The organism is Comamonas aquatilis, from assembly GCF_965139575.1.
GTDB classification, from domain to species: domain Bacteria; phylum Pseudomonadota; class Gammaproteobacteria; order Burkholderiales; family Burkholderiaceae_C; genus Comamonas; species Comamonas aquatilis.
Genome location: NZ_CBCSIW010000027.1, coordinates 16,085 through 42,579, shown reverse-complemented (window position 1 = coordinate 42,579; position 26,495 = coordinate 16,085). Strand labels below are relative to the sequence as shown.

The following is a 26,495-nucleotide window of genomic DNA, read 5'->3' as shown; positions in this document are numbered from 1 at the left end:
TTGAGCGATGGCTGTAGTTGTAGCTGTGGAATCTGGCGCCCGCATGCGCTATTCGGACTAAGTGGAAATTATAGCGGGAAGCGCTTGATTTATATGGGTTTTATATTGAATTCAATATGGGGCCCATATGCATGGAACGCAGGATGCTTTTGTTTTGATAGCAAACCAAGGGAATTCCCTTGGTGTGTCCGGCTTCAGGCAAACAGAGCGCGCACGCGCTCCAGATCTTCGGGCGTATCCACGCCGGCGCCTGGCGCATGGGGCGTGATATGCACGGCAATGCGATGGCCGTGCCACAGGGCGCGCAGCTGTTCCAGCTGCTCCATGGCCTCGGTGGGGGCGGGCGAGAGGCGGGGGAACTCGCGCAGAAAACCGGCCTTGTAGCTGTAGATGCCTATATGGCGCAGCGGCGTAAAGCCCGCATGACCGGCCTTGGCCGCAGCACCGCTTTCGGCGTTCCACCAGGCTGCATCGGCATGATCGCGCGAGAAAGGGATGGGCGCGCGGCTGAAATAGTTGGCCAGGCCCTTGGCATCGCAGACCACTTTCACCACATTCGGGTTGCGGTAGTCCGCCAGGCTGTCTATGGGGTGGGCGGCCGTGCCCATGCTGGCTTCGGGGCGTGCCAGCAGCAGCTGGGCCACGGCGTCGATCAGGGTGGGGTCTATCAGCGGCTCGTCGCCTTGCACATTGACCACCACATCGTCACCCGAGAGATTTAGCTGTTCACAGGCTTCGGCCAGGCGGTCGCTGCCGCTGGGGTGGTCGTTGCGGGTCAGGATGGCTTGCACGCCGTGCTGCTGGCAAGCCGTCACGATGCTGGCATCGTCTGCCGCCACCACGCAGCGGGTTGCGCCAGCCAGCGCCGCGCGCTGGGCCACGCGCACCACCATGGGCAGGCCGCCAATATCGGCCAGGGGTTTGCCCGGCAGGCGGGTGGAGGAGAGGCGGGCAGGAATCAGTACCGTGTAGCTCATGGCTTAGCGGTCTTCTTCGAGTTCTTCGTCCGACAGCGTACGGGCCTCGTTTTCCAGCAGCACGGGAATGCCGTCACGCACGGGGTAGGCCAGGCGGGCGCTGTGGCTGATCAGTTCCTGGCGCTCGCGGTCAAAGCGCAGCGGGCCCTTGGTGACGGGGCAGACCAGCAGTTCAAGAAGTTTGGCGTCCATGGGAATCCTGCAAAAGTGTGATGAGTTGAGGCGGCCAGCCGGGGCTGGCGGCCTGTATTGAGTCAATGATAGTCAGCACCGGCCATGGGCTGCGGGTCGTTGTCGCAAATCCTGGGGCGATTCGCCAGAGCCGGCTGTGCATCCAGCAAGTCCCAGAAGGCCTGCGGCAGCTGCAACTGCAGGGGCACGGCCCAGGCCTCGGGGTGGGAATTCCAGAGTTTGATCGCATCTTTTTCGGTGCAAATCAAGGGCTGGCCATTATCCAGTCTGCGCGAAAAGCTCTCAAAATCATAGTGATCTGGCAAGGCTTGGGTGGCGGCAGGGGCAATGCCCTGCTGTGCCAGCATGGCAAAAAACGATTCGGGTCTGGCCACGGCGGCCACGGCTTCCACGCGCTGGCCGGCAAAACAGCTCAGCGCGATCTTCTCGCCTTTGCCGTTGACGGCGGTATCGGCCAGTTGGCGTTGCAGCGCAAATGCTGGGGCGCTGCCCGGCGGGCTGGGCGGCTGGCCGGCATAGAGGCTGGCGGTCACGGGGCGGGGCCATTTTTCGCGCAACGGGCCTGCGGGTAGCAAAAATCCATTGCCCACGCCTTCATCGTTGAAAACGCACAGCTCCACATCGCGGGCCAGCGCCAGATGCTGCAGGCCGTCGTCGCTGACGATGACATCGACCTGCGGATAGGCAGCGCGCAGAGCCCGGGCCGCTTCAATGCGCTGGGCGGCGACAAACACGGGAACGCCGGTGGAGCGGGCCAGCAGGGCGGGCTCGTCACCGACTTCGCTGGCGCAGCTGTCGGCGCGGGCTTCGCGGCAATCGCGGGATTTGCGGCCATAGCCGCGCGAGATGATGCCGGGCTGCCAGCCGCGGGCCAGCAAGTGGGCCACCACGGCCTGGGTCACCGGGGTTTTGCCCGCGCCACCGGCAATCACATTGCCGACCACGATGACGGGCAAGCCCGCGCTTTGCTGGTTTTGCAGCATGCGCTGCGCGTTCCAGTCTTGCAGCGCGCCATAAAGCTTGGACAGCGGCCACAGCAACCAGGCGCCCACACCCCGCCGGCGCCACAGGGCGCGCAGACCGCTGGAGGGCAGGGATGGAGAGGAGGTGCTTGGGGCTGTAGGCATGAAGACGGGGATGGAAAAGCCTGGCCGATCATACGGCGTGGCAGGCAGTTGCTGCGCAAATGAAAAAGCCGCCAGTCAAGGCGGCTTGCGTGACAGGCGCGCTCTTACTTGGCCATGCCTGCGGCAGCCGATGTCTGCGTGGCAAAAGTGATTTGCGACAGCCCGGCGCGGCGGGCCGCCTCCATCACGCTGACCACGGATTGGTGGGGGGCCATGGCGTCGGCGCTGATGATGACGATGCTGTCTAGCCCGGCCACGGCGGCCGTGGTCAGGGCCTGGGTCAGCACGGTCACGCTGCGGTCTTGCACAGCGGCTTTGTTGATGGCGTAGCGGCCGTCGGCAGCCACGGAGACGATGATCTCCTTGGGCCGGTTGCGCTGCTGTTCGGCATTGGCCACGGGCAGCGTCAGCTGCAGCTCGGTGAACTTGCTGTAGGTGGTGGACAGCATCAAAAAGATCAGCACCACCAGCAGCACGTCGATGAAGGGGATCAGATTGATCTCTGGCTCATCGCGATGGCGGGGACGGAAATTCATGTGCCGCTCACTTGGCTAGCTTCAGGCGCGACAGATGGCGCACAAAATGTTCGGAAGCCAGCTCCATGCTCAGCAGATAGCCGTCTACGCGAGCGCGGAAATAACGCCAAAAGACCAGGGTGGGGATGGCCACAATCAGGCCAAACGCCGTGTTGTACAGCGCAATCGAGATGCCGTGAGCCAGCTGCCCCGGGTTGCCGCCACCCGTGGGGGTGCCCGACTGCGAGCCAAAAATTTCAATCATGCCAATGACCGTGCCCAGCAATCCCAAAAGAGGAGCGGCCGAGGCAATGGTGGCCAGTGCGCTAAGGTATTTTTCGAGCTTGTGGGCGGCCGCGCGGCCCGCGCCTTCCATGGCGGCGCGCAATTCATCTTCGCTGCTGTCCGGGTGGATCTGCATGGTGCGCAGACCGGTGGCCAGCACTTCGCCCAGTGCCGAGCTTTGTGACAGCTGCTGCGTCAACTCCGGCGTGGGCAGGTTACGCGAGGAAACGGTGATGGCCTCGTTGAGCAGATTGGGTGGTATGACCTTGCCCGTCTTCAGCGAAGCAAAGCGTTCAAAAATCAGCGCCAGAGCCAATATCGAGCAGGCAATCAAAGGCCAGATAGGCCATCCTGCGGCTTGTATGATCGACAGCAACGTTGCTTCTCCCTAGTCGTTCGCAATTGCAGTCGGCGATTATGGCTCAGGGCTGTTGCAGTTGGATTCGTATTTGCGCGTGTTGATGCGATTGTCTTGAAGAGCTGCGGTCGGGTTTGCGCCAGGACAAGCCGGCTCAGATTCAGCGGCTGACAACGGGTCTGCGCCAGATTCGACGGGTGTTTCCCTCTGATTTTGTGTCGTGATTTTGACCCATCTACGATCCACGACTAACCCGTTATTCGCGTATATAGCACAAAATTCTGTGGATAACTTTGTGCGCTAAGCCGGAGTTATCACTTCATGCTGCGCTGCAATAGAGCGCGGTTACGATTGTGTCCATGCCGTGAATATTGAGAAAGTTGTTTTAAATCAAATGCTTGCAAGTTGTTGTTTGAATGATTTCGAAGCGTGTTAGTGCAATGTCGCCCCCGAGGCTGGACGCCGACATCTGTGGACAAAAATCAGCCACCCCGAAGCCACCTCTTTGTTTGTAAGCCCGCATGAATACGATGTTTGACTCCTCCAATCCAGCCAGCGCGCCGCGTGTGTGGGAAGTTGGTGCCCTGTGCCACGCCATTGGTGATGCTTTGCAGGCCAGATTCAACCCTGTGGCCGTGCGTGGCGAGATTTCGGGCTTTTCGCGCGCAGCCAGTGGGCATTGCTATTTCAACCTCAAGGATGCCGGTGGGCAGATTCGCTGTGCCATGTTTCGCCGCAATGCCGAACAGATGGGGTTCTACCCCCGCGATGGGGAGTTGGTGGAGGTGCGCGGGCGTCTGGGGGTGTATGAGCAACGCGGCGATCTGCAACTGGTGGTGGAGCAGTTGCAGCGTGCCGGCCAGGGTGCCTGGTTCGAACAGTTTCTGCGGCTCAAGGCAAAGCTGGAGGCTGAAGGCCTGTTTGATACGGCCCGCAAGCGACCGCTGAGCACCATGCCCCGTGGCATTGGCGTGGTCACCTCGCTGGGGGCTGCGGCCTTGCATGACGTGGTCACGGCTTTGCGCCGCCGTGTGCCGCATATTCCGGTGGTGATTGTTCCGGCCCTGGTGCAGGGCGCTCAAGCGCCCCAGTCGCTGGTCGATGCGCTACAAAAAATGTACCTGCTGGCGCAGTCTGGGCAAGGACAAGAGGCCGATTTGGCTCAGAAATCGCCGCTCATAGACTGCATTTTGCTGGTGCGCGGCGGCGGCTCCATGGAGGATCTCTGGGCCTTCAACGACGAGCAACTGGCCCGCACCGTGGTGCAAAGCCCCGTGCCTCTGATCAGCGGCGTGGGGCACGAGACCGATTTCACCATTGCCGATTTCTGTGCCGATCTGCGCGCCCCCACGCCCACGGCCGCTGCCGAGCTGGTGGCCCAGCCGCGCGAGCTCTGGTTGGGTGCCCTGGATTTGCTGCAGGACCGGCTGGAGAGCGCCGTGCAGCGCGTGCTGGATAGAAGTGCCCAGCGCCTGGATCTGGCCGCTCAGCGCCTGGGCCGCCCCAGCGAGCAGCTGTCGCGCAACCATTTGCAACTGGCCCGTCAGGCCCAGCGCCTGCGCCATGCCATGCTCTTCAAATTGCAGCGTATGACGCAGAACCAGCAAGCGCTGCAAGCCCAATTGCCTCAAAGCTTGCAGCGCCGTCTGGAGCAGCAAAAACAAGGCCTGGAGCGCATGGATTTGCGCCTGCAACTGCTGGACCCGCGCCTGGTGCTGCAGCGCGGCTATGCCTTGCTGACCGATACCAAGGGCAAGCCCGTGACCCAGATCAAGCAGGCCCCGCCGGGTGCGGCGCTGAAAGCCCAGCTTGCCGACGGGGCGGTGGATGTGGTCGTCACCCAGCCGCGCCTGCTTTGAGGCAATTCAGATGCGGGCGATCAAATCTCTTTATCAGGCTCTGATGATTTGAAGAGGCTTGCTGCTCTGCCATCCCATGGTGGTGGGCTTTATTCGGTGAGCGCTTGCTTGCAAAACGGCTAGGCCCCGGGCGCTGCATAGTCTCGATGAACGGCGGCACTGCCCGCAGTTGTTTCTACAATGGCTTTGCCGCGCGTCTTGAGCATCCCTGCAATGCCGCATTGAAGGGGATGGCAAGCACTCTCTTGTGCAATACTTGAACGCTGTAGTACAGCATGTGCTCTGGCTTGCCGGTGGCATAGGCGCTGTATGTCTGCTGCTCAACCACAATTTCAACCACGAGGAAACCAAAATGGAACGCACTCTGCCCCCACTGCCTTACGCCATTGATGCTCTGGCTCCTGCCTACAGCCAGGAAACTCTGGAGTTCCACCATGGCAAGCACCACAACGCGTATGTGGTCAAGCTCAACGAACTGCAAGCCGGCACCGAGTTTGAAAACATGGAGCTGGAAGACGTGATCAAGAAGTCTTCGGGCGGTATCTACAACCAGGCAGCCCAGATCTGGAACCACACCTTCTTCTGGAACTGCATGGCCCCCAACGGCGGTGCGGAACCCACAGGCGCCCTGGCCGATGCCATCAACAAGAAGTGGGGCTCCTACGCCGACTTCAAGAAGGCTTTCGTGGCCTCCGCCGTGGGCAACTTCGGTTCCGGCTGGACTTGGCTGGTCAAGAAGGCCGATGGCTCGGTGGACATCGTCAACATGGGCGCCGCCGGCACCCCTCTGACCACGGGCGACAAGGCCTTGCTGACTGTGGACGTCTGGGAACACGCTTACTACATCGACTACCGCAATGCCCGTCCCAAGTTTGTCGAAACCTTCTTCGACAAGCTGGTGAACTGGAAGTTTGCCGAAGCCAACTTCGCCGCCTGAGCCGCGAAGTGATGCATGGCTAGGGCTTGTTCAGCCTGAGTCCTTCATCCCTGAAAAGCCTCCGAAAGGAGGCTTTTTCATGCCTTTTTGAGCGTCTAGTGCCGCCTGCTCAAGCGTATGAAGCTATGTTTTTGATAGTAAGAAGGCCATCTAAGGGGATTTCATGGTGCAGAGCAGTCGCATGCCGGTCTATTTCATCTGCCATGGCGCAGGCCCCTGGCCCTGGGTGGCCGAAATGCAGGCCTGGCACGCGCAGATGGCAGATGCTTTGCGTGGCATACCGCGCCAGCTAGGCCGCAGGCCGCGAGCGGTATTGCTGATCTCGGCCCATTGGGAGGAGCCCGTATTCACCGTGCAAAGCGCGCAGCAGCCGGGCATGCTGTATGACTATGGCGGTTTTCCCGCTCACACCTATCAAGTGCAGTACCGCTCGCCCGGCTCGCCGGCATTGGCCCAGCGTGTGGAGCGTTTGCTGGAGCAGGGCGGCATTGCTGTGCGCCAGGACGGCCAGCGCGGCTATGACCACGGCATGTTTGCGCCCATGCATATCATCTACCCCGAGGCCCAGGTGCCTGTGGTGCAGCTGAGCCTGCGCAGCAACCTGAACGCGGCCGAACACCTGGCGATGGGTCGTGCCCTGGCAGCGCTGCGCGACGAAGAGGTGCTCATCATCGGCAGCGGTGCCAGTTATCACAATATGCGCACCTTTGGCATTGCGGGCCACGCGCCATCCAAGCGCTTTGACGATTGGCTGGCTCAGACCATGCTTCAAACCACGCCCGCCGAGCGCAGCCAGCGGCTGGCCGACTGGGAAAGTGCTCCCGGTGCGCGCATGGCCCACCCGCGTGAAGAGCATCTGCTGCCGCTGATGGTGGTCGTCGGTGCGGCGCAGCAGGACGTGGCGCAACGGGTTTATTTCGAAGAGCGTTTCATGGAGTCGGCGACCATGTCCAGCTATTGCCTGGGCGCGGCGATGGACAAAGGCATAGCCGCAGACATTCTTTGACGAGCCAGGCCTGCTCGCACGAAGGGTTCTGCAACCCTAGCCGCCCACCGGTGTACAAAGCTCGATCAAGCAGCCGTCAGGGCTGCGCACATAGGACACGGTCTGGCCCCAGGGCTTGGTGCTGGGCGCGGCCAGTTGCACGGCTCCTGCCTGTATCGCCCGGGCATGTGCGGCCTCCACATCGTTAGTGAGCAGCGCCAACTCCATGCCCAGCGGTTGCTCTGACTCTGACGCCGCGATATGTCCCCCGGGGAAATTGCCATGACCAAGCTCATGCGCGGCAAACGCCAGTGTGGTCTCGCCGGTGGCCAGTTCGCCGTAGCTACCGGACTCGTGCAGAAACTTAACCGCAAAACCAAAAGCGGTCGAGAAGAACTGCAAAGAGGCTGGGACGTTGGGTACGTAAACAATGGTGTATCCGAGCTTCATGATGAGGCAGCAATCCGTAGAAAGTGATGCAAGGCTGGTCTGAAGAAGGTGTTCCTGTCCGGCACAGGACCTGGGCGAGTACTGGAACTGTGAGGTTCTATCACCTATTGAGCGTCTCATGCTCCTTCTAATGGCCCGTTCAGAAATTCTTCGCGGTCTTGGTCCATGCTGTCTGCGGCAGCCTGCAGATAGGCGCTGAAAGTCGGCGCAATCCAGCTGATTTGATCGGGGTCGTGTGCATAGGTAATTACCTGGCCCACCGTGCCCTCGGGGCCGGGGTGGTGGTCAATCAGCAAAACAATGTCCCCGTAAAAGCTGGCAAACGGTTGCCAGCCTGCATGCCACCAGCGCCCGGTCAGGCGCCTGTCGTCGGAAGCCGGCCCGGCCAGATCCCACATGCGTTGAGCGCGCTTTTCCATGGCCTGTGCCTGGGCGATGGACTGCTGTGGCGTGAGAAAGTCCAGGGCATCGACGAAGCCAGGTCTTTGAAACATGGGTTGATCGCTATCGGTGCTGCTGCCTCGGGTGATGCGCCACAGCGCGGCCAGTTGGGCATCCAAGGGGCCAAGCGCATCGGCCAGCGAAGCCAGATCCGCCTCTGATGCCGGCGGCATCGGTTGGAACGGTAATTGGAACTGTGCATACACGGCGTGCAAATGGGCGAGGTATTGCTCAGGTGCATAGGTTTGTTTGAGGGTGCCGCCCGTACTCAAGTCTTGTTTTTTGTGTGCTACAGATCAAGGCGAAAGGAGTTCGAAACGGTATTAGTTACAAAAAATACCTGATTTCAGTGATTGCTGATGTAACGGTTGCTCGCTAGTATTGAAAATACATTTTTTGACAATTAAGACCTTTGAACACTCTTTGAGTGTTGTAGCGCAGATTTCGGCCGGGTCTTGTTGTCGAGCCGACTTTGCCATTCTCTCCATCGCAGATATGAACACCCTTGCTCACGACCGATCAGAGACAAATTTTCGTGGCCGTGTCCGGCTGACCGCCTTGCTCGGGTCTGCCATTTGGCTGACCGGCTGTGCCAATTTAACCAGCCAGGCGCTGTCCACGGCAGAAATACAGTCGCAGGTTCAGGCAGACAAGCAAAGCCTGGGCAAGGATGCGGTTGCTCTGAGCGGCCCTGTCAGTCTTGAGGAGGCCATTGCCCGTGCCATCAAGTACAACTCTGCTCAGCGCTTGCGCGGCATGGAGGAGGCTGTGGCCCAGGGCACGGCCGATGTGGCCAAGTTCGACATGCTGCCCAGACTGGTGGCTTCGGCTGGTTACCGTTATCGCGACAAGGATCTGATCAGCCGCAGCACGGATTCGGTGACGGGGGCGCCTTCTCTGGCACATCCCTATATATCCTCGGACAGGGAATCCACGCTGACTTCGCTGAGTTTTTCCTGGAGTCTGCTGGACTTTGGTCAAAGCTACTATGCTGCGCGCCAGCATGCGGACCGGGCCCAGATTGCGTCTGAGCGCCGCCGCAAAGCGATCCACACGCTGATCCAGGATGTGCGCATTGCTTATTGGCGCGTGGCTGCGGCCCAGGCACTCGAGTCCTCGCTCTCCACCGCCGCGCAGGAGGCCGACAAGGCGCTGGACGACTCGCGCAAGGTGGAAGCCGAAAAACTGCGTTCACCGCTGGACCCGCTGCGCTATCAGCGCCAGTTGCTGGAAAACATACGCCTGCTGGAAGCCGTGCAGCAGGAGCTGTCTTCCGCGCGCGTGGAGCTGTCCTCACTGATGGGCATGCCGCCCGGTGCGCTCCAGCAGCCGCTGCGCGTGGTGGAGCCGGCCATGTCCAACGCCAAGCGCTGGCTGGAGCAACCCGTGGAAAAGCTGGAAGACCGGGCCCTGCTGCTCAACCCCGATTTGCGTGAGAGCCTGTACAACGCCCGTATTGCCAACGAGGAAACCAAGCGCGTGATGCTGCGCATGTTCCCTGGCCTGTCCTTCAACTATGGCGCCAACAAAAGCAGCGACAGCTATCTGATCAATGACCGCTGGCAGGATGCAGGCCTGCAGATTTCCTTCAATCTGCTGGGCTTGCTGGCCTTGCCGGCCCAGCGCCAACTGGCTGATGCCGGTGTCAAACTGGCCGATCAGCGTCGCCTGGCTACCCAGATGGCGGTATTGACTCAGTTGCATGTTGCCCGTCTGCAGTTCGCCAATGCCGTGCACCAATATGAAAGAGCACAAACCATTGCCGATGTGGATCAGCGCATTTCCGAGCATGTGAGCAACCAGCTGCAGGCCGAGAAGATCAATGCACTGGAGCTGGTTTCCCAACGTACGGCCACCATTCTGTCGGTGCTGCGCCGCTATCAAGCCCTGTCCAATATGCAGGCTGCAAGCTCCCGCCTGCAAGCCACGCTGGGCATGGAGCCCGTGATTGAAGGCACGGACAACATGCCCTTGCCCGAACTCACGCAGGCCGTGGCCCGATCGTTGCAAAGCTGGGAAGCAGGGCAGATTCAATGATGCGTTTCGTGCCTCGTAATGCTCTATGGATGCTTTTAGGCCTCTCCATGGGCGCCCATGCCCAGCCTAGTGCGCCCACGCCGATGCCCAAACCCAAGGCTGCATTGCCCAGTGTTCTGGAACAGCGTGAGATACGTGCCCAGTTGGCGCCGCGTCGTTACACCACGCTGGCGGCCGAGATCGGTGCCAAAGTGCAGCGCCTGCCCATAACGGAAGGCGCGGCCTTTCGCCAAGGTCAGCTGTTGGTGCAGTTTGACTGCAGCCTGCCGCAAGCACAGCTCAACAAGGCCCAGGCAGGCGTTGACGCCACCGAAAAAACCTGGAAAGCCAACCAGCGTCTGGCGGAGTTGAACTCAGTCGGCAAGGTGGAACTGGATGTCTCTCAGGCCGAATGGAACAAGGCCAGGGCAGAAGTCTCAGCCAACCGCAGTCTGCTGAGTAAATGCCAGATTACCGCACCCTATGCAGGTCGGGTGGCCGAGCAAAAAATTCGCGAGCAGCAATATGCCCAGCCAGGCCAGCCCCTGCTGGACATCATTGACGACAGCCTGCTGGAGTTGGAATTCCTGGTTCCCTCACGCTGGCTCACTTGGCTGAACCAGGCCACGGAGTTTCAGGTGCGCATTGATGAAACCGGCAAGGCCTATCCTGCCAAGGTGCAGCGCCTGGCGGCAAGAGTGGACCCGGTCAGCCAGTCCATCAAGGTCAATGCTGCCATCAACGGCAAGTTTCCCGAATTGATAGCGGGCATGAGCGGGCAAGTGCTGCTCAGGTCGCCAGAACTCAAGTAATACGCTTTGCCGTCCCGGACCGTCGTGGGCAGGCATGGGGCCATGGAGTCTCATGTTTGGGCATGAAATTCGGCATTGGTCTTTATTGCATGAGCACGGGCTGCTATTGATTTGGGATTTTTCGACCACCAAGGTGGGGATTTGCAAGGCTTATCAACCTTTGAAGTGAGCAACATGACCAAGTCATTATTTGTGCGTCGCAACTCCCGCCTTGCTGCTCTGTGGGCAACAGGCCTGCTGGCATTGGCTGCGCAGAGCAGTCTGGCAGCGGATTTTCGGCTGGCCAGCGGCGATGGCGAGCAAGCTTGCCCCGGTGGCAGCTACGCACTGTCCATCAGTGCGGCCATGACTTATGAGGAGCAGGCATGCAAGGCCTTGAACGGCACGCCCAGCGCTCGGCTGCTGGGAGGTGGCTCGATCAGCACCGTGGGCGGCTGGTGCCACGTCAAGCACAAGGACAACAGCAAGCAAGCGGCCACCCTGTGCTACAGCTTGCCATTGCGTTTGCATAACCAGGACAACAGTTGCCCGGCAGGCCACCGACTGGTTACGGTACAAGAAGCCGCGCTGTTCAACGCAGCTGCCTGCAAGGCCCTGGACGGCAACCAGTGGCATGTCGCTCGGCTGGCCGAGGGAGGCTCCATGGGTGGAACAGGTTATAGCTGTGGCATCAAGGCTCAGGAGCCTCAGCCCTTAGGAAACTCTTTGTGCACCACGGCGCCATTGATGGATTCGGCACGCTGATGGCAGATATCTCCACCTCCTACCTTGCACCTACCATGAAATTTCACGTTTTTTTGCGTCCTCGCACTCTGGTCGGCCGCGCGGCTTTGTGGGCCATGCTGGGCGCTGCGCCCCTGTCCAATGCGCTGGCCTGTGGTTCTGAAGACTATGTGGGCTCGGTCTGCGTGGTTGCCTTCAATTGGTGTCCCAGTGGGACCTTGCCTATGCAAGGGCAAACCGTGTCCGTTATGCAATATCAAGTCTTATACGCCTTGCTGGGAGCAACGTATGGAGGGGACGGACGTACGACATTCGGGCTGCCGGATATGCGCGGGCGCATGCCGGTGGGAACTGGCGCAGGCCCAAATCTAAGTAACGTTCCGTATGGGCAAAAAGATGGGCAAGAGTCGGTTGTTTTGAATGCCGCCAATTTGCCGAGATTTTCTGCAAACTTAGCTGGAAATGTCACGGGCTCCCTTACTTTGCCATTGGCCAATACGGCCATTACCGGACAAAGCATTACCGGCAATGTGACAGTCAATGCGCTCAACGGAGATGGTTCGCCCAGCAGCGGTGTCAATATCCCCTCAAGCACCAGCAATACAGTGGGAAAAACAGGGGTTTCAAACAATTTCTACCCGCCGGGTGCCACCAAGGTCGCAGTGCCTTCATCACATAACCTGGCGGTCTCCGGTGGCACGGTAAGCGGCCAAGCCACAGGCTCGGTGAATCTGCCGGTGACCGGAACAGCTACTGTGGGGGTGGGGCCAACGGCCACGGTGGCCACCATTCCTCCACGGCAGGCACTGAATTTCTGCATTGTCTCGGACGGTATTTACCCGACACGTCCGTGATTGCTGCCATTGGCTCATGGATCGTTGCACCTGCAGTCCATTTTTTCGGCAACCTAGCCCGATGCGCTGATTGGATTGATTCCCGTTTTGCGCAAGCGCTTTCAATAACCTGTTGATCAACGATCATGAAGCTCTTCAGTATTCTGACCCGTGGTAATTCTGGCTCGCCAGCCCGTGGTGGCCGCGTGGCAGGTACTGCCCCCATGGTCTCCAGCTTGCGCCCGCTGGCGCTGGAGCAGCGCTTTATGTTTGACGGTGCCGCAGCCGACGCCGCGCATACGGCTTCGGCTGCCGTGGCACATGACAGTGGGCCGCTGCTGCTGCCTCAGGCCGTCGAGGTGCGCGCCGCCCCCGCTGCGCGCGACGGCGGAAAAAAAGAAGTCGTACTCGTCGATACCTCGCTGGCCAACTACAAGACGCTGGAAGCTGGCGTACGCGACGGCGTGGGCATTGTCGAGTTCGACGGTAGGGCCGACGGCTTGGCTCAGATAGCTGCCTGGGCTGCGGGCCAGAGCGGACTGGATGCGATCCACATCCTGTCGCATGGCAATGATGGCCAGTTGCACCTGGGCAGCACCACATTGACCGACGCCAGTCTGTCGAATACGCAGGTGCGGGCGGAACTGACTGAGCTGGGAAGCGCCCTCAAGCCCGATGGCGATGTGCTGCTCTACGGTTGCGATCTGGCGCAAACCCCGGTGGGTCAGAATTTCATTGAGCATCTATCCCAGGTAAGCGGCGCCGATGTGGCTGCCTCCAGCGATGCCACTGGCATCGCCTTGCTTGGCGGTGACTGGGCCTTGGAATACAGTGCGGGAACGATAGAAGCCGGCACCCTGATAGCGAGCGATTATCAGAGCCTTCTGGCTACGACAATTTTCGATTTTGAAAATGTGCTGGACGGTGCGAACGATAAAGCCATCACGCAAACCATTGGCTCAGATACGCTGGTCATTACTGCCAAAGATGCCAGATTGCTGGTTAGCACTGAGAACAACTTCGGGTTCGTCAGCGATGCCTCAGGCCTTCTGGTTGCAACAGGTGAGGGCGGCCAGTCGCCCGAGTCGATGCTCACGCTGACGGTCAGTGGTGGAAAAAGCTTCGACCTAAGCTCGTTCATGCTGGTTCCTTTATATCTTGATGGAAGCATTACCCTGACGACTGCCAAGGGGAGCGAAACCTTCACGCCGACCTGGGTCAACAACACCTGGGTTTTTAATGTGAGCAATGCCGCTCATCCCGAGTATTTCTTGGGCGTGACCAGCGTCACGATCACCACGCCGGATAACGGGGGAGAATTGGCATGGGCTTTCGACAATATTGCGTTGAGCAATATCTCCACGTTCAACACCGCGCCTGTCATCAGCAACATCAACGGCGACAGCGTCGCCTGGGCTGGCGTGAGCAATAGCGTCAATCTCGATGTGGGTGGTAATGCAGTCTTTGCCGATACTGAGTTTGGCGCGCTGAACGGTGGCAACGGCAATTGGTCCGGTGCCTCCCTGACGGTGCAGCGTAGCGGCACCGCAGTATCGGCCGACATGCTTGGATTCAACACCACGGGTGCGTTGTTCACCGTGACCGGTACGACCAGCGGTAGCTTGCAATCGGGCGGGTTTACCTTTGCGACCTATACGAGCATCGGCGGCGTGATGAATATCACGTTCACCAGCAGCGGCACAGCGGCCACGACCGCGCTGGTCAACGACGTCGCGCGGCACATCAGCTACCGTAACGATACGCCGGCGGGCGATGCCACGATGCGCTACACGCTCAGCGATGGCGCCAGCAGCACCATGGCTAACGTGACGGTGACCAGCGACACTATCTATGTCACCAACACCACCGACACCGCGACCATCAACATCAGCGATGGCGTGAGCTTCAGCGAGGCCGTGGCCATCGCGGCGGCCGATGTCACCGGCAGCCAGACTCTGGTTTTCTCCAGCAATTTCAACAGCGCTGTATCGTTGGCCGGCAGCCTGGCCATCAACGAAAGCCTGACCCTCAATGCCGATTCGGCATCGGGTCTCACTATCAATGGTGGTAGCACCATCACTCTGGGCGCAGGCACCACGCTGGGCTTTAGCAATTCCACAGGGACCGTCACCATTGCCGTGACGCTCGGCGGTAGCGGTGCGCTGAGCAAGTCCGGTGGTGGCACGCTGGTACTTTCGAGCGTCAGCAATGAGGCCAATATGTCGGGCGGCATGACGGTCAATGGCGGTACTTTGCAGGTGAGCAGCGACGATCACCTGTCTTCTGGCACGCTGACGCTCAACGGCGGCTCGCTGACTAACGCCGCCAGCGCCATGGCCATAGACAACGCCATCGTGCTGGGCGCGGCCGGCGGCATCATCAATGTCGGTGGCGGGGCAGGGTCCACTGCGGTGGTGCTGTCCGGTGTCGTTTCGGGCATCGGCACGCTGACCAAAAATGGCCAGGCCATTCTGGAGTTGAGCGGCAACAACACCTATGCCGGCGCCACCAACATCGCCGCCGGCACGGTGATCGTGAGCCACACCAATGCGCTGGGCACTACGGCTGGCTCCACCACGGTGAGCAACGGTGCCACTGTGCGCCTGGCCGGCGCGCTCACTGTTGCCGAGTCCTTCAGCCTCGCGGGCAGCGGCAAGACGGTCGCCGCCGTCAACTACGGTGCGCTTCATCTGGTCAGCGGCAACAGCACCGTGAGTGGCACGGTCACGCTGACGGATGCGGCCGACATCAGTGCGGCTTCGGGCGCCATACTGACGCTCAGCGGTGCTATGTCCGGCGCTTATGCTATGAACAAGACCGACTCCGGTACGTTGGTCCTGTCCAACAGTGGCAACGAAGCAGGGCTCAGCGCCGGTACCACCATCACCGCTGGCACGCTGTCAATCGCTGCAGACGACCACCTGAGTTCCGGCACCATCACGCTCAATGGCGGTACGCTGGCCATCACTGGCGTCACCACGGTCGACAACGCGATCTCGCTGCCATCCGCATCGACCATCAGCACCAGCGCCAACGCCACGCTGAGCGGCACCCTCAGCGGCGCTAACTTGCTGACCAAAAGCGGCTCCGGAACGCTGACGTTGTCCGGCACCAACAGCAGCCATTTTGGTGCCGTGAACCTCGCGGCTGGCGGACTGACGCTCTCCGGTGGCTCGGCGCTCGGCAATACCAGCGCGGTGACGCTGTCGTCAGGCACCGTGCTGACCGTCTCCAATGCGGAAACCATTGGCTCGTTGGCGGGCTCAGGCAGCGTAGTGCTTAACGCTGGGCTAACTGTCGGTGGCGACAACACTAGCACGACCTATTCGGGCGTGATTTCGGGTACCTCAGGCCTGACCAAGGCCGGCAGCGGCACGCTGACGCTGACAGGCAACAATCTCTATACCGGTGCCACCACCGTGTCGGCGGGCGGACTGACGCTCAACCGCATCGGCGGTGCGCTGGACGACAACACCTTAGTGGCGATTGCGTCAGGCGCGACCTTGAGCCTCTCGGCCGACGAGACAATAGATGCCTTGTCTGGCGCCGGTACGCTGGCTCTCGGAAACTCGGTGCTGACGATAGGCATCAACGGCTCCAGCAGCACCTTCTCTGGCAGCGTCACCGGCAGCGGCAGTCTCGCGCTGGACGGCGGAGGCACTTTCACTCTGTCCGGCGCCAATAGCGGACAGAGTTGGGGGGTGCAAGTGTTGAGCGGCGGTACGGTTTCCATCAGTGGCGATGCCAATCTGGGCAGCGGAACCCTGCAACTCAACGACGGCACGTTGTCGGTCACCAGTTCAGGGACCGTCGACAATGCGATCATGCTGGGCGCCAGCGCCGGCAGAATCTTGGTGGACTCCGGCCTGGCCGTCAGCCTGAGCGGTGCGATAGGCGGTTTGGGTGCCCTGACCAAGAGCGGAAGCGGCACACTGACCCTGTCGGGCGGTGGCAGCTATTCGGGCTCCACAACTGTTTCGGCCGGTAAGCTTGTTGTGACCAGCGACCTGTCTGGCACATCCGCCATGACCGTGGCTTCCGGCGCCACGCTGGCCGGCACCGGCAGCATCTTCGCCACCGCCTCGAACAATACCGTCACCGTGCGGGGGGGGGGCGTCCTCTCGCCGGGCTACAGCGTCGGCACCCTGACGCTGAACGGCAACTTGCAGATGGAGGTAGGCAGCACCCTGGCGGTCGAGATCAATGGCACGACGGCCGGCAGCCAGTACGACCAGTTGGTTGTCAATGGAACAGTAGGCGTTTCCGGTGCAATCTTGGTTGTGAGCGGTGGCTATACCCCCGGTTCTGGCGATTCCTACACACTGATCAACAACAATCTCAACGACAACGTGACAGGCAGCTTCAGCGGCCTAGCCGAAGGCGGCACCGTCACGGCTAGCGGCAACGGTGTCGTGATGACTGCCAGCTACGTCGGCGGCACCGGCAATGACTTCGCCCTGACTGCGCCGGTTAATGATGCACCTGTGCTGGGCAACCTGAATGGTGACAGCGTGGTTTTCATCGAGGGTGCAAGCGCAGTCCTGCTGGACTCCGGCAACGACGCCACGGTTCTTGACAACACCTCCGTGGATTTCAATAGCGGCAACGTTACCGTCGCTATCGTTGCGAACCGCGTCAACGGCGAAGACATTCTGGCCATCGTGAACCAAGGGGTTGGGGCAGGGCAGATCGGTGTTTCGGGCTTGAACATCACATTCGGAGGTCAAGTCATAGGCAGCTTCGCCGGCGGGGCCGGCAGCAACGACCTGGTGATCAGCCTGAACGCCAATGCGACCCCGGCAGCCGTCCAGGCTTTGGTGCGCAGCATCAGCTATACCAATAGCAACACCGCCGATCCCAGCACCGCTACCCGTACCGTGCGCATTACCGTGAATGATGGCGACGGCGCAACCAGCGGCAACGCGGACATCACCGTCAGCGTTACCAACGTAAACGATGCGCCGATCTTGACCTCCACCGGCTCCAGCCCAACCTATACCGAGAACGGCTCTGCGGTGCAGCTTTACAGCGGCACCAGCATCAGCACCGTCGAAGTCGGGCAGAGCATCAAGCAAATTGGCGTGGAGGTGAACAACCTTGCCAACGGCAGCTTCGAGAAGCTGGTGATCGACGGCACTGACATCACTCTGACCAACGGGTTCATCGCGACTACTGGTAGCAACGGGCTGAGCGTATCGGTCACGGTGACTGGTAGCGTTGCCAACGTCACCATTTCCCATACCAGTATTTCCGTGGCTCTGGCACAGAGCATCGTCAACTCCCTGGCCTACCGCAACGACAGTGATAGCCCCTCCGGTGGTAGCCGCACCGTGAAGCTGACCAGCATTCGCGACAGTGGCGGTACCGCTAATGGCGGACTCGACGCCACAAACGTGGCAATATCCAGCGTGATTACCCTGGTCGCGGTGAACGATGCGCCAACGCTTGCAGGCGGTCCGTACTTGCTGACTGGTACTACTGAAGACATCCCGTCCACCGGGGTCCAGATCAACACGGTGCTGGCTGGCCTGACCTACAGCGATCCGGACTCCGGCGCGCTGCTCGGGGCAGCAGTTACGGCCACCACCGGTAACGGCACCTGGCAGTTTTCCCTCAACGGCGTCACCGGCTGGACCGCCTTCGGCACGCTCTCCAACAGCACCGCGCTGCTGCTGACGGGCACCACGTTTGTCCGTTACACCCCCGGCAGTGTCAATGGCGAGACCGCGACCTTTACCCTGCGCGCCTGGGACCAGACCAGCGGGACTGCGTCTTCCGCCAGTACCCCGCGTACAGGTGACGCCAGCATCGCCGGTGGCAGCAGCGCGTACTCTAGCGGTACCGCAACGGCCTCGCTGACCGTCACCAACGCCAACGACGCGCCGGTGCTGACCGCAGGGTCGCCGACGCTGCCAGGCTTGACCGATAGCCAGATCAACGACGTCGGTGTGCTGGTCAGCACGCTCTACTCCACCAATTACACCGATGTCGATACCAGCGCGGTCAAGGGCATCGCCATTACCAGCCTGAACGCAGGCAATGGCACCTGGCAGTACAGCCTCAACGGCAGCAACTGGTACAACGTCGGTGTCGTCAGCCTCAACTCGGCACTGCTGTTGCGCTCCAGCGACCATGTACGTTTTGTACCGAATGGTGTCAGCGGCACCACCGCCAGCTTCACGTTCCGCGCCTGGGACCAGACCGGCATCACCAACGGCATGCACGGCACCAAGGCCGTTGCGTCCTCTGCTGGCGGCATTACGCCGTTCTCCGCCGGACTCGACACTGCCAGCATCACCGTGACAGCGGTCAACGACGCGCCGACCCTCACCGGCAGTGTTGGCAACCTGACCTGGACCGAGGGCAACAACACCACGTCGATCCCGGTCGTCATCGACAGCGGCCTGACCATCACCGATGCCGACGGCCCGTACATCGCCTCGGCGACCGCGCGCATCTCGAACAACTACAGCAACGGCAATGATTACCTGGCGCTGGTTTCCGTTTCGGCGACCATGGGCAATATCATCGGCACGTGGGATGCCGGCACTGGCACCTTGACCCTAACCTCTGCCGGCAACCAGGCGAGCCTGGCGCAGTTCCAGGCGGCGTTGCAGGCGGTGACCTTCACCAACCTGTCGGAATCGCCCACAGTCGGGACCCGCACCGTAGAGTTCAAGGTCAATGACGGTAGCCTGGACTCCCTGAGCGTCTCCCGTAACATCCTCATCAGCGCCGTGGATGACGCACCGCTGATCAATGTGCCGACGAGCATCACGGTGCTAGAGGACATCGCCACGGTAATCAGCCAGATCAGCATCAGCGATCCTGACTCCAGCAACATCTTCATGACCCTGAGCGTCACCTCCGGCACCCTTGGAGCCCTAGGCGGCGCTGGCGTGACCGTGGGCGGAACCCCTGCCGCAATGACCCTGAGCGGTACCATCGCCAATGTCAATGCCTTCATTTCCAACAACCGCGTGACCTACACCACGGCCGCCAACTCCACGGTCGACGCGACTCTGACGGTTTTGGTCGACACTGGCAGCGTCGGTACCGACACCAAGACCATCACCCTCTCGGTCACCCCGGTGAACGACGCGCCGGTGGTCACCGTACCGGTATCGCTCACCGTGACCGAAGATGTGCCAGGCGGCGTGACCAACATCAGCTTCAGCGACGTGGACGCCGGCAATGCTTCGGTTACTGCAACCTTCTCGGTACCAAGCGGCGTCCTGCGCGCCGTCTCCGGCAGCGGGGTCACGGTGGATGGTTCGGGTACCGGCACGCTCACTCTGTCTGGCAGCCTGAGCGATATCAACACCTTCATCGCCGCCACCCGCGTGTCGTTCCAGACTGCCCTCAACAGCACCGACAGCGTGCTGCTGACGGTATCGATCAACGACAACGGCAATACCGGCGGCGCTGCGCAGACCGATAGCAAGACCGTGATCATCAACGTCTCCGCGGTGAACGATGCGCCGGTCAACAGTGTGCCGGGTGCTCAGAGCACCAAGCAGAACGAGGTCCTGGCGTTCAACACCCTTAAAGGCAACGCCATTTCTTTTAGCGATCCGGATGCCGGTAGCAGCAACGTGATCGTGATCCTCAACTCGGTGAACGGCACCATGTCGCTGACCGCTGCCGGCGGTGTGAGCTTCGTGACCGGCGACGGCGTCGATGACACATCCATCCGCATGCAGGGTACCCTGGCTGCTCTCAACACCACGCTGCAGAGTCTGACGTTCAAGCCGACCACCGGCTTCCTCGGCAATGCTCAAATGAGCATCCAGACCAACGACATGGGCTTTTCCGGCAGCGGCGGTGCCAAGACCGATTTCGACCTAATCCTCATCACCGTGGTTCCAGCCAACCCGGCGGTCACCAGTGTTTCTGCCCAGGGCCTGGACCGTGCCGTGAAGATCGGCGACGAAGTGCTGATCAACATGGTCTTTGACCAGACGATGAACGTCGACCTCAGCGGTGGCACGCCAAGCCTGTTGCTGGAAACCGGGCTGCTGGATCGCAGTGCGGTCTACGTGAGCGGGGCGGGCAGCAACACGCTGGTGTTCAAGTACATCGTGCAGGCCGGTGACACCAGCGCCGACCTCGACTTCCAGAGCACGGCGGCGCTGCAACTCAATAACGCGGTACTGACCAACACCGCTGGCGAAGTGGCGATCCTGACCCTGCCGACCGTAGGCGGTGCGGACTCTCTGGGCGGTCGCAGCAACATCGTGGTCGATGGTGTGGTACCGGTGGTGACCAGCGTCGGCATGCCGTCCGGTGGCAGCTACATCATCGGCCAGAACCTCGATTTCACGGTCAACTTCAGTGAAAACGTGGTGGTCAGTACCGTGGGAGGCATCCCGCGTATCGCCGTGACCCTGGACACTGGCGGTACGGTGTACGCCCAGTACGCTTCCGGTTCCGGCAGCAACGCCCTGGTGTTTCGTCTGGTGGTGGCGAGCGGGCAGCTCGACAGCACTGGCGTCACGCTCGGCAGCAGCCTCGACCCCAACGGCGGCAGCATCCGTGATACTGCTGGCAACGACAGCGTGACCGCGTTGAACAACATCGCCAGCCCGGCCAACGTCAAGGTCGACGGTGTGGTGCCGACGGTGGTCAGCGTGGCGGTTCCGGCCGATGGCAGCTATAAGGCCGGCAGCGAGCTGTCGTTCACCCTGACCGCCAGTGAGGCGGTTCAGATCGGCGGCCTGCCGCCACGGCTGGTGCTGAATGTGGGCGGCGCGACCCGTTACGCCACCTATATCTCGGGCAGCGGTAGCGCGCAGTTGGTGTTCAAGTACACCGTGCAGAGTGGTGACACCGATACCGACGGTATCGCTGTCAACACCCTAGACTTGCGCGGCGAATCCCTCACCGATCTTGCCGGCAATAACCTGAATCTGGCGCTCAATGGCCTCGGCAGCACTGCCGGTGTGCTGGTGGACACCACCGCACCGAGCGCCAGCGGCATTGTCCATGTCGACGCGACGCCGACCAACAACGGCTCGGTCAGCTTCACCGTGACCTTCAGCGAAGACGTCAGCGGTGTGGATGTCAATGACTTCGCTTTGACTCTCACCGGAAGCGCCGGTGGCACGATCTCTACTGTGACCCGGGTCAACGGCACAACCTGGACTGTTCTGGTGAACGGCTTGAGTGGTTTAGGAACGCTGGGGTTGAACCTCAACGGCAGCGGAACCGGTATCGTCGATGCTGCGGACAATGCGGTGGTCGGTGGCCTCTCCGGTGCAGTCTATGCCGTCGACCGTATTGCGCCGAGTATCACCAGCGTTGATGTCCCGGCCAACGGCAGCTATGTGGCCGGGCAGAACCTCGACTTCACCGTGCATCTGGACGATGTGGTGCAACTCGACACTACTGCGGGTTCACCACGTTTGGAGGTCACTCTGGACAATGGTGTCACGGCCTATGCAACTTACCTATCCGGCGCCGGAACCAATGCTCTGGTATTCCGTTTGACGGTTACCAGCGGCCAACTTGACAGCAATGGCATCAGTGTCGGCAATAGCATGCAGCTCAATGGGGCGACGATGCGTGATGCAGTGGGTAACGATGCGATCACCTTACTCAAGAACGTTGCCAGTACCTCCGGCGTGCGTGTTGACGCTGTACGTCCCACGGCTAGCATTGTGGTGGCCGACGACGCCTTGTCGGTGGGCGAGACCTCGCTGGTCACCATCACCTTTAACGAGGCGGTGACCGGATTGACCACGGCGGACTTCACGGTCGCCAACGGCACCCTGTCCGGTTTGAGCAGCAGCGATGGCGGCAAGACCTGGACGGCGACCTTGACGCCCACGGCGGGCATTACCCATACCGCCAATCTAATCACGCTGGATAACACCGGCTATGTGGATGGCGCCGGCAACACCGGCACGGGGACGACGGACTCGGCCAACTACGCCATCGACACCTTGCGTCCCACGGCGACCATTGTGGTGGCCGACGACGCCTTGTCGGTCGGCGAGACCTCGCTGGTCACCATTACCTTTAACGAGGCGGTGACCGGATTGACCACGGCGGACTTCACGGTTGCCACTGGTGCGCTGTCCGGCTTGAGCAGCAGCGATGGCGGCAAGACCTGGACGGCCACCTTGACGCCGACGACTGGCATTACCCATACCGTCAATCTGATCACGCTGGACAACAGCGGCTATGTGGATGGCGCCGGCAACACCGGCACGGGCAGCACCGACTCCAATGCCTACGCCATCGACACCTTGCGTCCCACGGCGAGCATTGTGGTGGCCGACGACGCCTTGTCGGTCGGCGAAACCTCGCTGGTGACGATTACCTTCAACGAAGCGGTGAGCGGTTTGACCACGGCGGACTTCACGGTTGCCAATGGTGCGCTGTCCGGCTTGAGCTCTGCCGATGGCGGCAAGACCTGGACGGCCACCTTGACGCCCACGGCCGGCATTACCAACACCAGCAATCTGATCACGCTGGATAACAGCGGCTATGTGGATGGCGCCGGCAACACCGGCACGGGGACGACGGACTCGGGCAACTACGCCATCGACACGGTACGTCCCACGGCGACCATTGTGGTGGCCGACGATGCCTTGTCGGTGGGCGAAACCTCGCTGGTCACCATTACCTTTAACGAGGCGGTGACCGGATTGACCACGGCGGACTTCACGGTTGCCAACGGCACGCTGTCCGGCTTGAGCTCTGCCGATGGCGGCAAGACCTGGACGGCGACCTTGACGCCCACGGCTGGCATTACCCATACCGTCAATCTGATCACGCTGGACAACAGCGGCTATGTGGATGGCGCCGGCAACACCGGCACGGGCAGCACCGACTCCAATGCCTACGCCATCGACACCTTGCGTCCCACGGCGAGCATTGTGGTGGCCGACGATGCCTTGTCGGTCGGCGAAACCTCGCTGGTCACGATCACCTTTAACGAAGCGGTGACTGGATTGACCACGGCGGACTTCATGGTTGCCAATGGTGCGCTGTCCGACTTGAGCAGCAGTGATGGCGGCAAGACCTGGACGGCCACCTTGACGCCCACGGCCGGCATTACCCATACCGCCAATCTGATCACGATGGATAACAGCGGCTATGTGGATGGCGCCGGCAACAGCGGCACGGGGACGACGGACTCGGCCAACTACGCCATCGACACCTTGCGTCCCACGGCGACCATTGTGGTGGCCGACGACGCCTTGTCGGTCGGCGAAACCTCGCTGGTCACGATCACCTTTAACGAAGCGGTGACTGGATTGACCACGGCGGACTTCACGGTTGCCACTGGTGCGCTGTCCGGCTTGAGCAGCAGCGATGGCGGCAAGACCTGGACGGCGACCTTGATGCCGACGGTCAATCTCGAGAACACCGTCAATCTGATCACGCTGGACAACACTGGCTATGCGGATGCTGCCGGCAACACCGGCACGGGGATGACGGACTCGACCAGCTACGCCATCGACACCGTGCGCCCGACGGCGAGCATTGTGGTGAGCGATTCGGCACTTAAAGTGAGCGAGACCTCGCTGGTCACGATCACCTTTAACGAGGCGGTGACCGGATTGACCACGGCGGACTTCACGGTCGCCAACGGCACCTTGTCCGGCTTGAGCTCTGCCGACGGCGGCAAGACCTGGACGGCGACCTTGACGCCCACGGCGGGCATTACCCATACCGCCAATCTGATCACGCTGGACAACAGCGGCTATGTGGATGCTGCCGGCAACACCGGCACGGGGACAAGTGATTCCAATAGCTACGCCATCGACACTGTGCGTCCCACGGCGAGCATTGTGGTGGCCGGCGACGCCTTGTCGGTCGGCGAAACCTCGCTGGTCACGATTACCTTTAACGAAGCGGTGACTGGATTGACCACGGCGGACTTCACGGTCGCCAACGGCACCCTGTCCGGTTTGAGCAGCAGCGACGGCGGCAAGACCTGGACGGCGACCTTGACGCCCACGGCGGGCATTACCAACACCAGCAATCTGATCACGCTGGATAACACCGGTTATCTGGACGCCGCCGGCAACACCGGCACGGGGACAAGTGATTCCAATAGCTACGCCATCGACACCTTGCGCCCCACGGCGAGCATTGTGGTGGCCGACGACGCCTTGTCGGTGGGCGAGACCTCGCTGGTGACGATTACCTTTAGCGAAGCGGTCAGCGGTTTTGACAACAGCGACCTGACGATTACCAACGGTACGCTGAGTGCGGTCTCCAGCAGCGATGGTGGCAAGACCTGGACGGCGACCTTGACGCCGACAGCCGACATTAGCCATACCGGCAATCTGATCACGCTGGACAACACCGGCTACGCAGATGCTGCCGGCAACACCGGCACGGGGATGACGAACTCGGGCAGCTACGCCATCGACACCGTGCGTCCGACGGCGAGCATTGTGGTGGCCGACGATGCCTTGTCGGTGGGCGAGACCTCGCTGGTCACGATCACCTTTAACGAGGCGGTGACCGGATTGACCACGGCGGACTTCACGGTTGCCAATGGTGCGCTGTCCGGCTTGAGCAGCAGCGATGGCGGCAAGACCTGGACGGCGACCTTGACGCCCACGGCGGGCATTACCAACACCAGAAATCTGGTCACGCTGGACAACACCGGCTATGCGGATGCTGCCGGAAATACCGGCACGGGGACGACGGACTCGGCCAACTACGCCATCGACACGGTACGTCCCACGGCGAGCATTGTGGTGGCCGACGATGCCTTGTCGGTGGGCGAGACCTCGCTGGTCACGATCACCTTTAACGAGGCGGTGACCGGATTGACCACGGCGGACTTCACGGTTGCCAACGGCACGCTGTCCGGCTTGAGCTCTGCCGATGGCGGCAAGACCTGGACGGCGACCTTGACGCCGACGATCAATCTCGAGAACACCGCCAATCTGATCACGCTGGACAACACCGGCTATGCGGATGCTGCCGGAAATACCGGCACGGGCAGCACCGACTCCAATGTCTATGCTGTTGAAACGCTTGCCCCTGCAGCACCAGAGCTTGCGCTGGATCAATATACCTTGGTGAATGGGCAGCAGATCTCGCCCACAGGTGTGATCTTTGTTTCTGGGCTGGAAGCTGGTGCTAGCTGGCAGTATTCATTGGACAACGGTGTGTCCTGGAGCATCGGCCAAGGCAGTTCTCTGCAACTATCGGGTCTGGGTGCACACAGGCTTTTGGTTCAGCAGAGAGACACAGCAGGCAATACATCCAGAGAAGCATTGCTCGACTTCGTCGTTGAGCCTCTGGTACCTCCAGCCGTATTGCCACAAGCTGTGTTGATGGTTGCCGATTTAGGGGTATCGGGGCTTGGTCTCAACCTGTTTCAGCCATCAGAAGTCGCGGAACCGGGCGCTGATTTTTTCCACTCCGCATCGGCAATACTTAATCCAACATATCAATCGCAAAATTCTGGAATGTCAGGAGCAGAGAGCGGGGCGGAATATGGATTGACTGCTTTGCAAGCTGTCACAGGCTTTGGTGACTGGATGGGTTCGCCCCTTCCTGCCTCGGGAGACGCAATGCGATCTGCGCTTGATGGAACTCCTGAGCTTCTTTCTGCTCCAGCTGGAACTGGCTCCAGCCTGAATCTGAAGGCCTTGCTGATAGCTCCAGAAAGCTCATTCGATACATCTTCACTGCAATTTAGTTTTTCCGGGCAACAAGCCTTGCCTGGATGGATTCAATTGGACCGCAATACAGGCCAGCTGTTGATCAATGCACCTAAAGACATGAACGCCACACTTGTTTTGCATATCAAGGTGAGCGATGGACAGGGGCGCGAGTCCGTTCAAACTTTCAAGCTGGTGATCGGTACTGCTCGTACTTCATCAGTCGTGCTCCCAGGGCGCGCAGGACTGAGCGAGAAGATGGCAAATGCAGCGAAGCATCAGGCAGGGCACAGAATGCCTATGTATTCCCGTGGTTGATGAAATCATGCGTAAAGCCACCCGAGGAGT

Annotated in this window: 15 protein-coding genes; 8 read left to right on the top strand and 7 right to left on the bottom strand. The window is 60.8% G+C overall.

The window, feature by feature from the left end:
• Nucleotides 1-194: 194 nt before the first annotated feature.
• From kdsB to ACNAZA_RS20645, 5 genes are all read right to left on the bottom strand, one after another.
• Nucleotides 195-977 carry a 3-deoxy-manno-octulosonate cytidylyltransferase gene (gene kdsB / locus ACNAZA_RS20665; protein WP_415798379.1) on the bottom strand — a complete coding sequence of 261 codons (783 nt, stop codon included), beginning with the start codon at nt 975-977 and terminating at the stop codon, nt 195-197.
• A 3-nt stretch (nt 978-980) separates the two neighbouring features.
• Nucleotides 981-1,169: a Trm112 family protein gene (locus tag ACNAZA_RS20660; protein ID WP_415798378.1), complete on the bottom strand. Its 189-nt coding sequence runs from the start codon at nt 1,167-1,169 to the stop codon at nt 981-983.
• 62 nt (nt 1,170-1,231) lie between these two features.
• Nucleotides 1,232-2,296 carry a tetraacyldisaccharide 4'-kinase gene (gene lpxK / locus ACNAZA_RS20655; RefSeq protein WP_415798377.1) on the bottom strand — a complete coding sequence of 355 codons (1,065 nt, stop codon included), beginning with the start codon at nt 2,294-2,296 and terminating at the stop codon, nt 1,232-1,234.
• A gap of 104 nt (nt 2,297-2,400) precedes the next feature.
• Nucleotides 2,401-2,832 carry an ExbD/TolR family protein gene (locus ACNAZA_RS20650; protein WP_415798376.1) on the bottom strand — a complete coding sequence of 144 codons (432 nt, stop codon included), beginning with the start codon at nt 2,830-2,832 and terminating at the stop codon, nt 2,401-2,403.
• Nucleotides 2,833-2,839: 7 nt separating this feature from the next.
• Complete coding sequence (locus ACNAZA_RS20645; protein WP_415798375.1) at nt 2,840-3,472, bottom strand: MotA/TolQ/ExbB proton channel family protein; 633 nt, start codon at nt 3,470-3,472, stop codon at nt 2,840-2,842.
• A gap of 512 nt (nt 3,473-3,984) precedes the next feature.
• Between ACNAZA_RS20645 and xseA the strand changes: the two genes are divergently transcribed.
• From xseA to ACNAZA_RS20630, 3 genes are all read left to right on the top strand, one after another.
• Nucleotides 3,985-5,313 (top strand): exodeoxyribonuclease VII large subunit, encoded by a 1,329-nt coding sequence (xseA, locus tag ACNAZA_RS20640; RefSeq protein ID WP_415798394.1) that lies wholly within the window; start codon nt 3,985-3,987, stop codon nt 5,311-5,313.
• 352 nt (nt 5,314-5,665) lie between these two features.
• Entirely contained in the window at nt 5,666-6,250 is a 585-nt protein-coding gene (locus tag ACNAZA_RS20635) for a superoxide dismutase (RefSeq protein ID WP_415798374.1), read from the top strand.
• 163 nt (nt 6,251-6,413) lie between these two features.
• Nucleotides 6,414-7,256, top strand: a complete 843-nt coding sequence (locus tag ACNAZA_RS20630) for a DODA-type extradiol aromatic ring-opening family dioxygenase (protein ID WP_415798373.1) — start codon at nt 6,414-6,416, stop codon at nt 7,254-7,256.
• A 36-nt stretch (nt 7,257-7,292) separates the two neighbouring features.
• Here the strand turns inward: ACNAZA_RS20630 and ACNAZA_RS20625 are convergent, their stop codons facing one another.
• Nucleotides 7,293-7,685 (bottom strand): VOC family protein, encoded by a 393-nt coding sequence (locus ACNAZA_RS20625; RefSeq protein WP_415798372.1) that lies wholly within the window; start codon nt 7,683-7,685, stop codon nt 7,293-7,295.
• Nucleotides 7,686-7,801: 116 nt separating this feature from the next.
• Nucleotides 7,802-8,299 (bottom strand): SMI1/KNR4 family protein, encoded by a 498-nt coding sequence (locus ACNAZA_RS20620; RefSeq protein WP_415798371.1) that lies wholly within the window; start codon nt 8,297-8,299, stop codon nt 7,802-7,804.
• A gap of 322 nt (nt 8,300-8,621) precedes the next feature.
• Between ACNAZA_RS20620 and ACNAZA_RS20615 the strand changes: the two genes are divergently transcribed.
• From ACNAZA_RS20615 to ACNAZA_RS20595, 5 genes are all read left to right on the top strand, one after another.
• Nucleotides 8,622-10,163 (top strand): TolC family protein, encoded by a 1,542-nt coding sequence (locus ACNAZA_RS20615; protein WP_415798370.1) that lies wholly within the window; start codon nt 8,622-8,624, stop codon nt 10,161-10,163.
• 8 nt (nt 10,164-10,171) lie between these two features.
• A complete protein-coding gene (locus ACNAZA_RS20610) occupies nt 10,172-10,954 on the top strand; it encodes an efflux RND transporter periplasmic adaptor subunit (protein ID WP_415798369.1) in 783 nt (260 codons plus the stop codon).
• A gap of 174 nt (nt 10,955-11,128) precedes the next feature.
• The gene (locus ACNAZA_RS20605) at nt 11,129-11,698 is read left to right on the top strand and encodes a hypothetical protein (RefSeq protein WP_415798368.1); all 570 of its coding nucleotides are present in this window, start codon (nt 11,129-11,131) and stop codon (nt 11,696-11,698) included.
• Nucleotides 11,698-12,531: a phage tail protein gene (locus tag ACNAZA_RS20600; protein WP_415798367.1), complete on the top strand. Its 834-nt coding sequence runs from the start codon at nt 11,698-11,700 to the stop codon at nt 12,529-12,531. The genes ACNAZA_RS20605 and ACNAZA_RS20600 overlap by 1 nt, the downstream gene beginning before the upstream one ends.
• A 125-nt stretch (nt 12,532-12,656) precedes the next feature.
• The gene (locus tag ACNAZA_RS20595) at nt 12,657-26,465 is read left to right on the top strand and encodes an Ig-like domain-containing protein (RefSeq protein WP_415798366.1); all 13,809 of its coding nucleotides are present in this window, start codon (nt 12,657-12,659) and stop codon (nt 26,463-26,465) included.
• The last annotated feature ends 30 nt before the right edge of the window (nt 26,466-26,495 follow it).

Bases quoted from the DNA above. Each gene is read 5' to 3' on its own strand.
- ACNAZA_RS20620 (WP_415798371.1), bottom strand. From the start codon at position 8,299: ATGCCGCCGGCATCAGAGGCGGATCTGGCTTCGCTGGCCGATGCGCTT.
- ACNAZA_RS20660 (WP_415798378.1), bottom strand. From the start codon at position 1,169: ATGGACGCCAAACTTCTTGAACTGCTGGTCTGCCCCGTCACCAAGGGC.
- ACNAZA_RS20625 (WP_415798372.1), bottom strand. From the start codon at position 7,685: ATGAAGCTCGGATACACCATTGTTTACGTACCCAACGTCCCAGCCTCT.
- lpxK (WP_415798377.1), bottom strand. From the start codon at position 2,296: ATGCCTACAGCCCCAAGCACCTCCTCTCCATCCCTGCCCTCCAGCGGT.
- ACNAZA_RS20635 (WP_415798374.1), top strand. From the start codon at position 5,666: ATGGAACGCACTCTGCCCCCACTGCCTTACGCCATTGATGCTCTGGCT.
- xseA (WP_415798394.1), top strand. From the start codon at position 3,985: ATGTTTGACTCCTCCAATCCAGCCAGCGCGCCGCGTGTGTGGGAAGTT.
- kdsB (WP_415798379.1), bottom strand. From the start codon at position 977: ATGAGCTACACGGTACTGATTCCTGCCCGCCTCTCCTCCACCCGCCTG.
- ACNAZA_RS20630 (WP_415798373.1), top strand. From the start codon at position 6,414: ATGGTGCAGAGCAGTCGCATGCCGGTCTATTTCATCTGCCATGGCGCA.
- ACNAZA_RS20600 (WP_415798367.1), top strand. From the start codon at position 11,698: ATGGCAGATATCTCCACCTCCTACCTTGCACCTACCATGAAATTTCAC.
- ACNAZA_RS20605 (WP_415798368.1), top strand. From the start codon at position 11,129: ATGACCAAGTCATTATTTGTGCGTCGCAACTCCCGCCTTGCTGCTCTG.
- ACNAZA_RS20615 (WP_415798370.1), top strand. From the start codon at position 8,622: ATGAACACCCTTGCTCACGACCGATCAGAGACAAATTTTCGTGGCCGT.
- ACNAZA_RS20650 (WP_415798376.1), bottom strand. From the start codon at position 2,832: ATGAATTTCCGTCCCCGCCATCGCGATGAGCCAGAGATCAATCTGATC.
- ACNAZA_RS20595 (WP_415798366.1), top strand. From the start codon at position 12,657: ATGAAGCTCTTCAGTATTCTGACCCGTGGTAATTCTGGCTCGCCAGCC.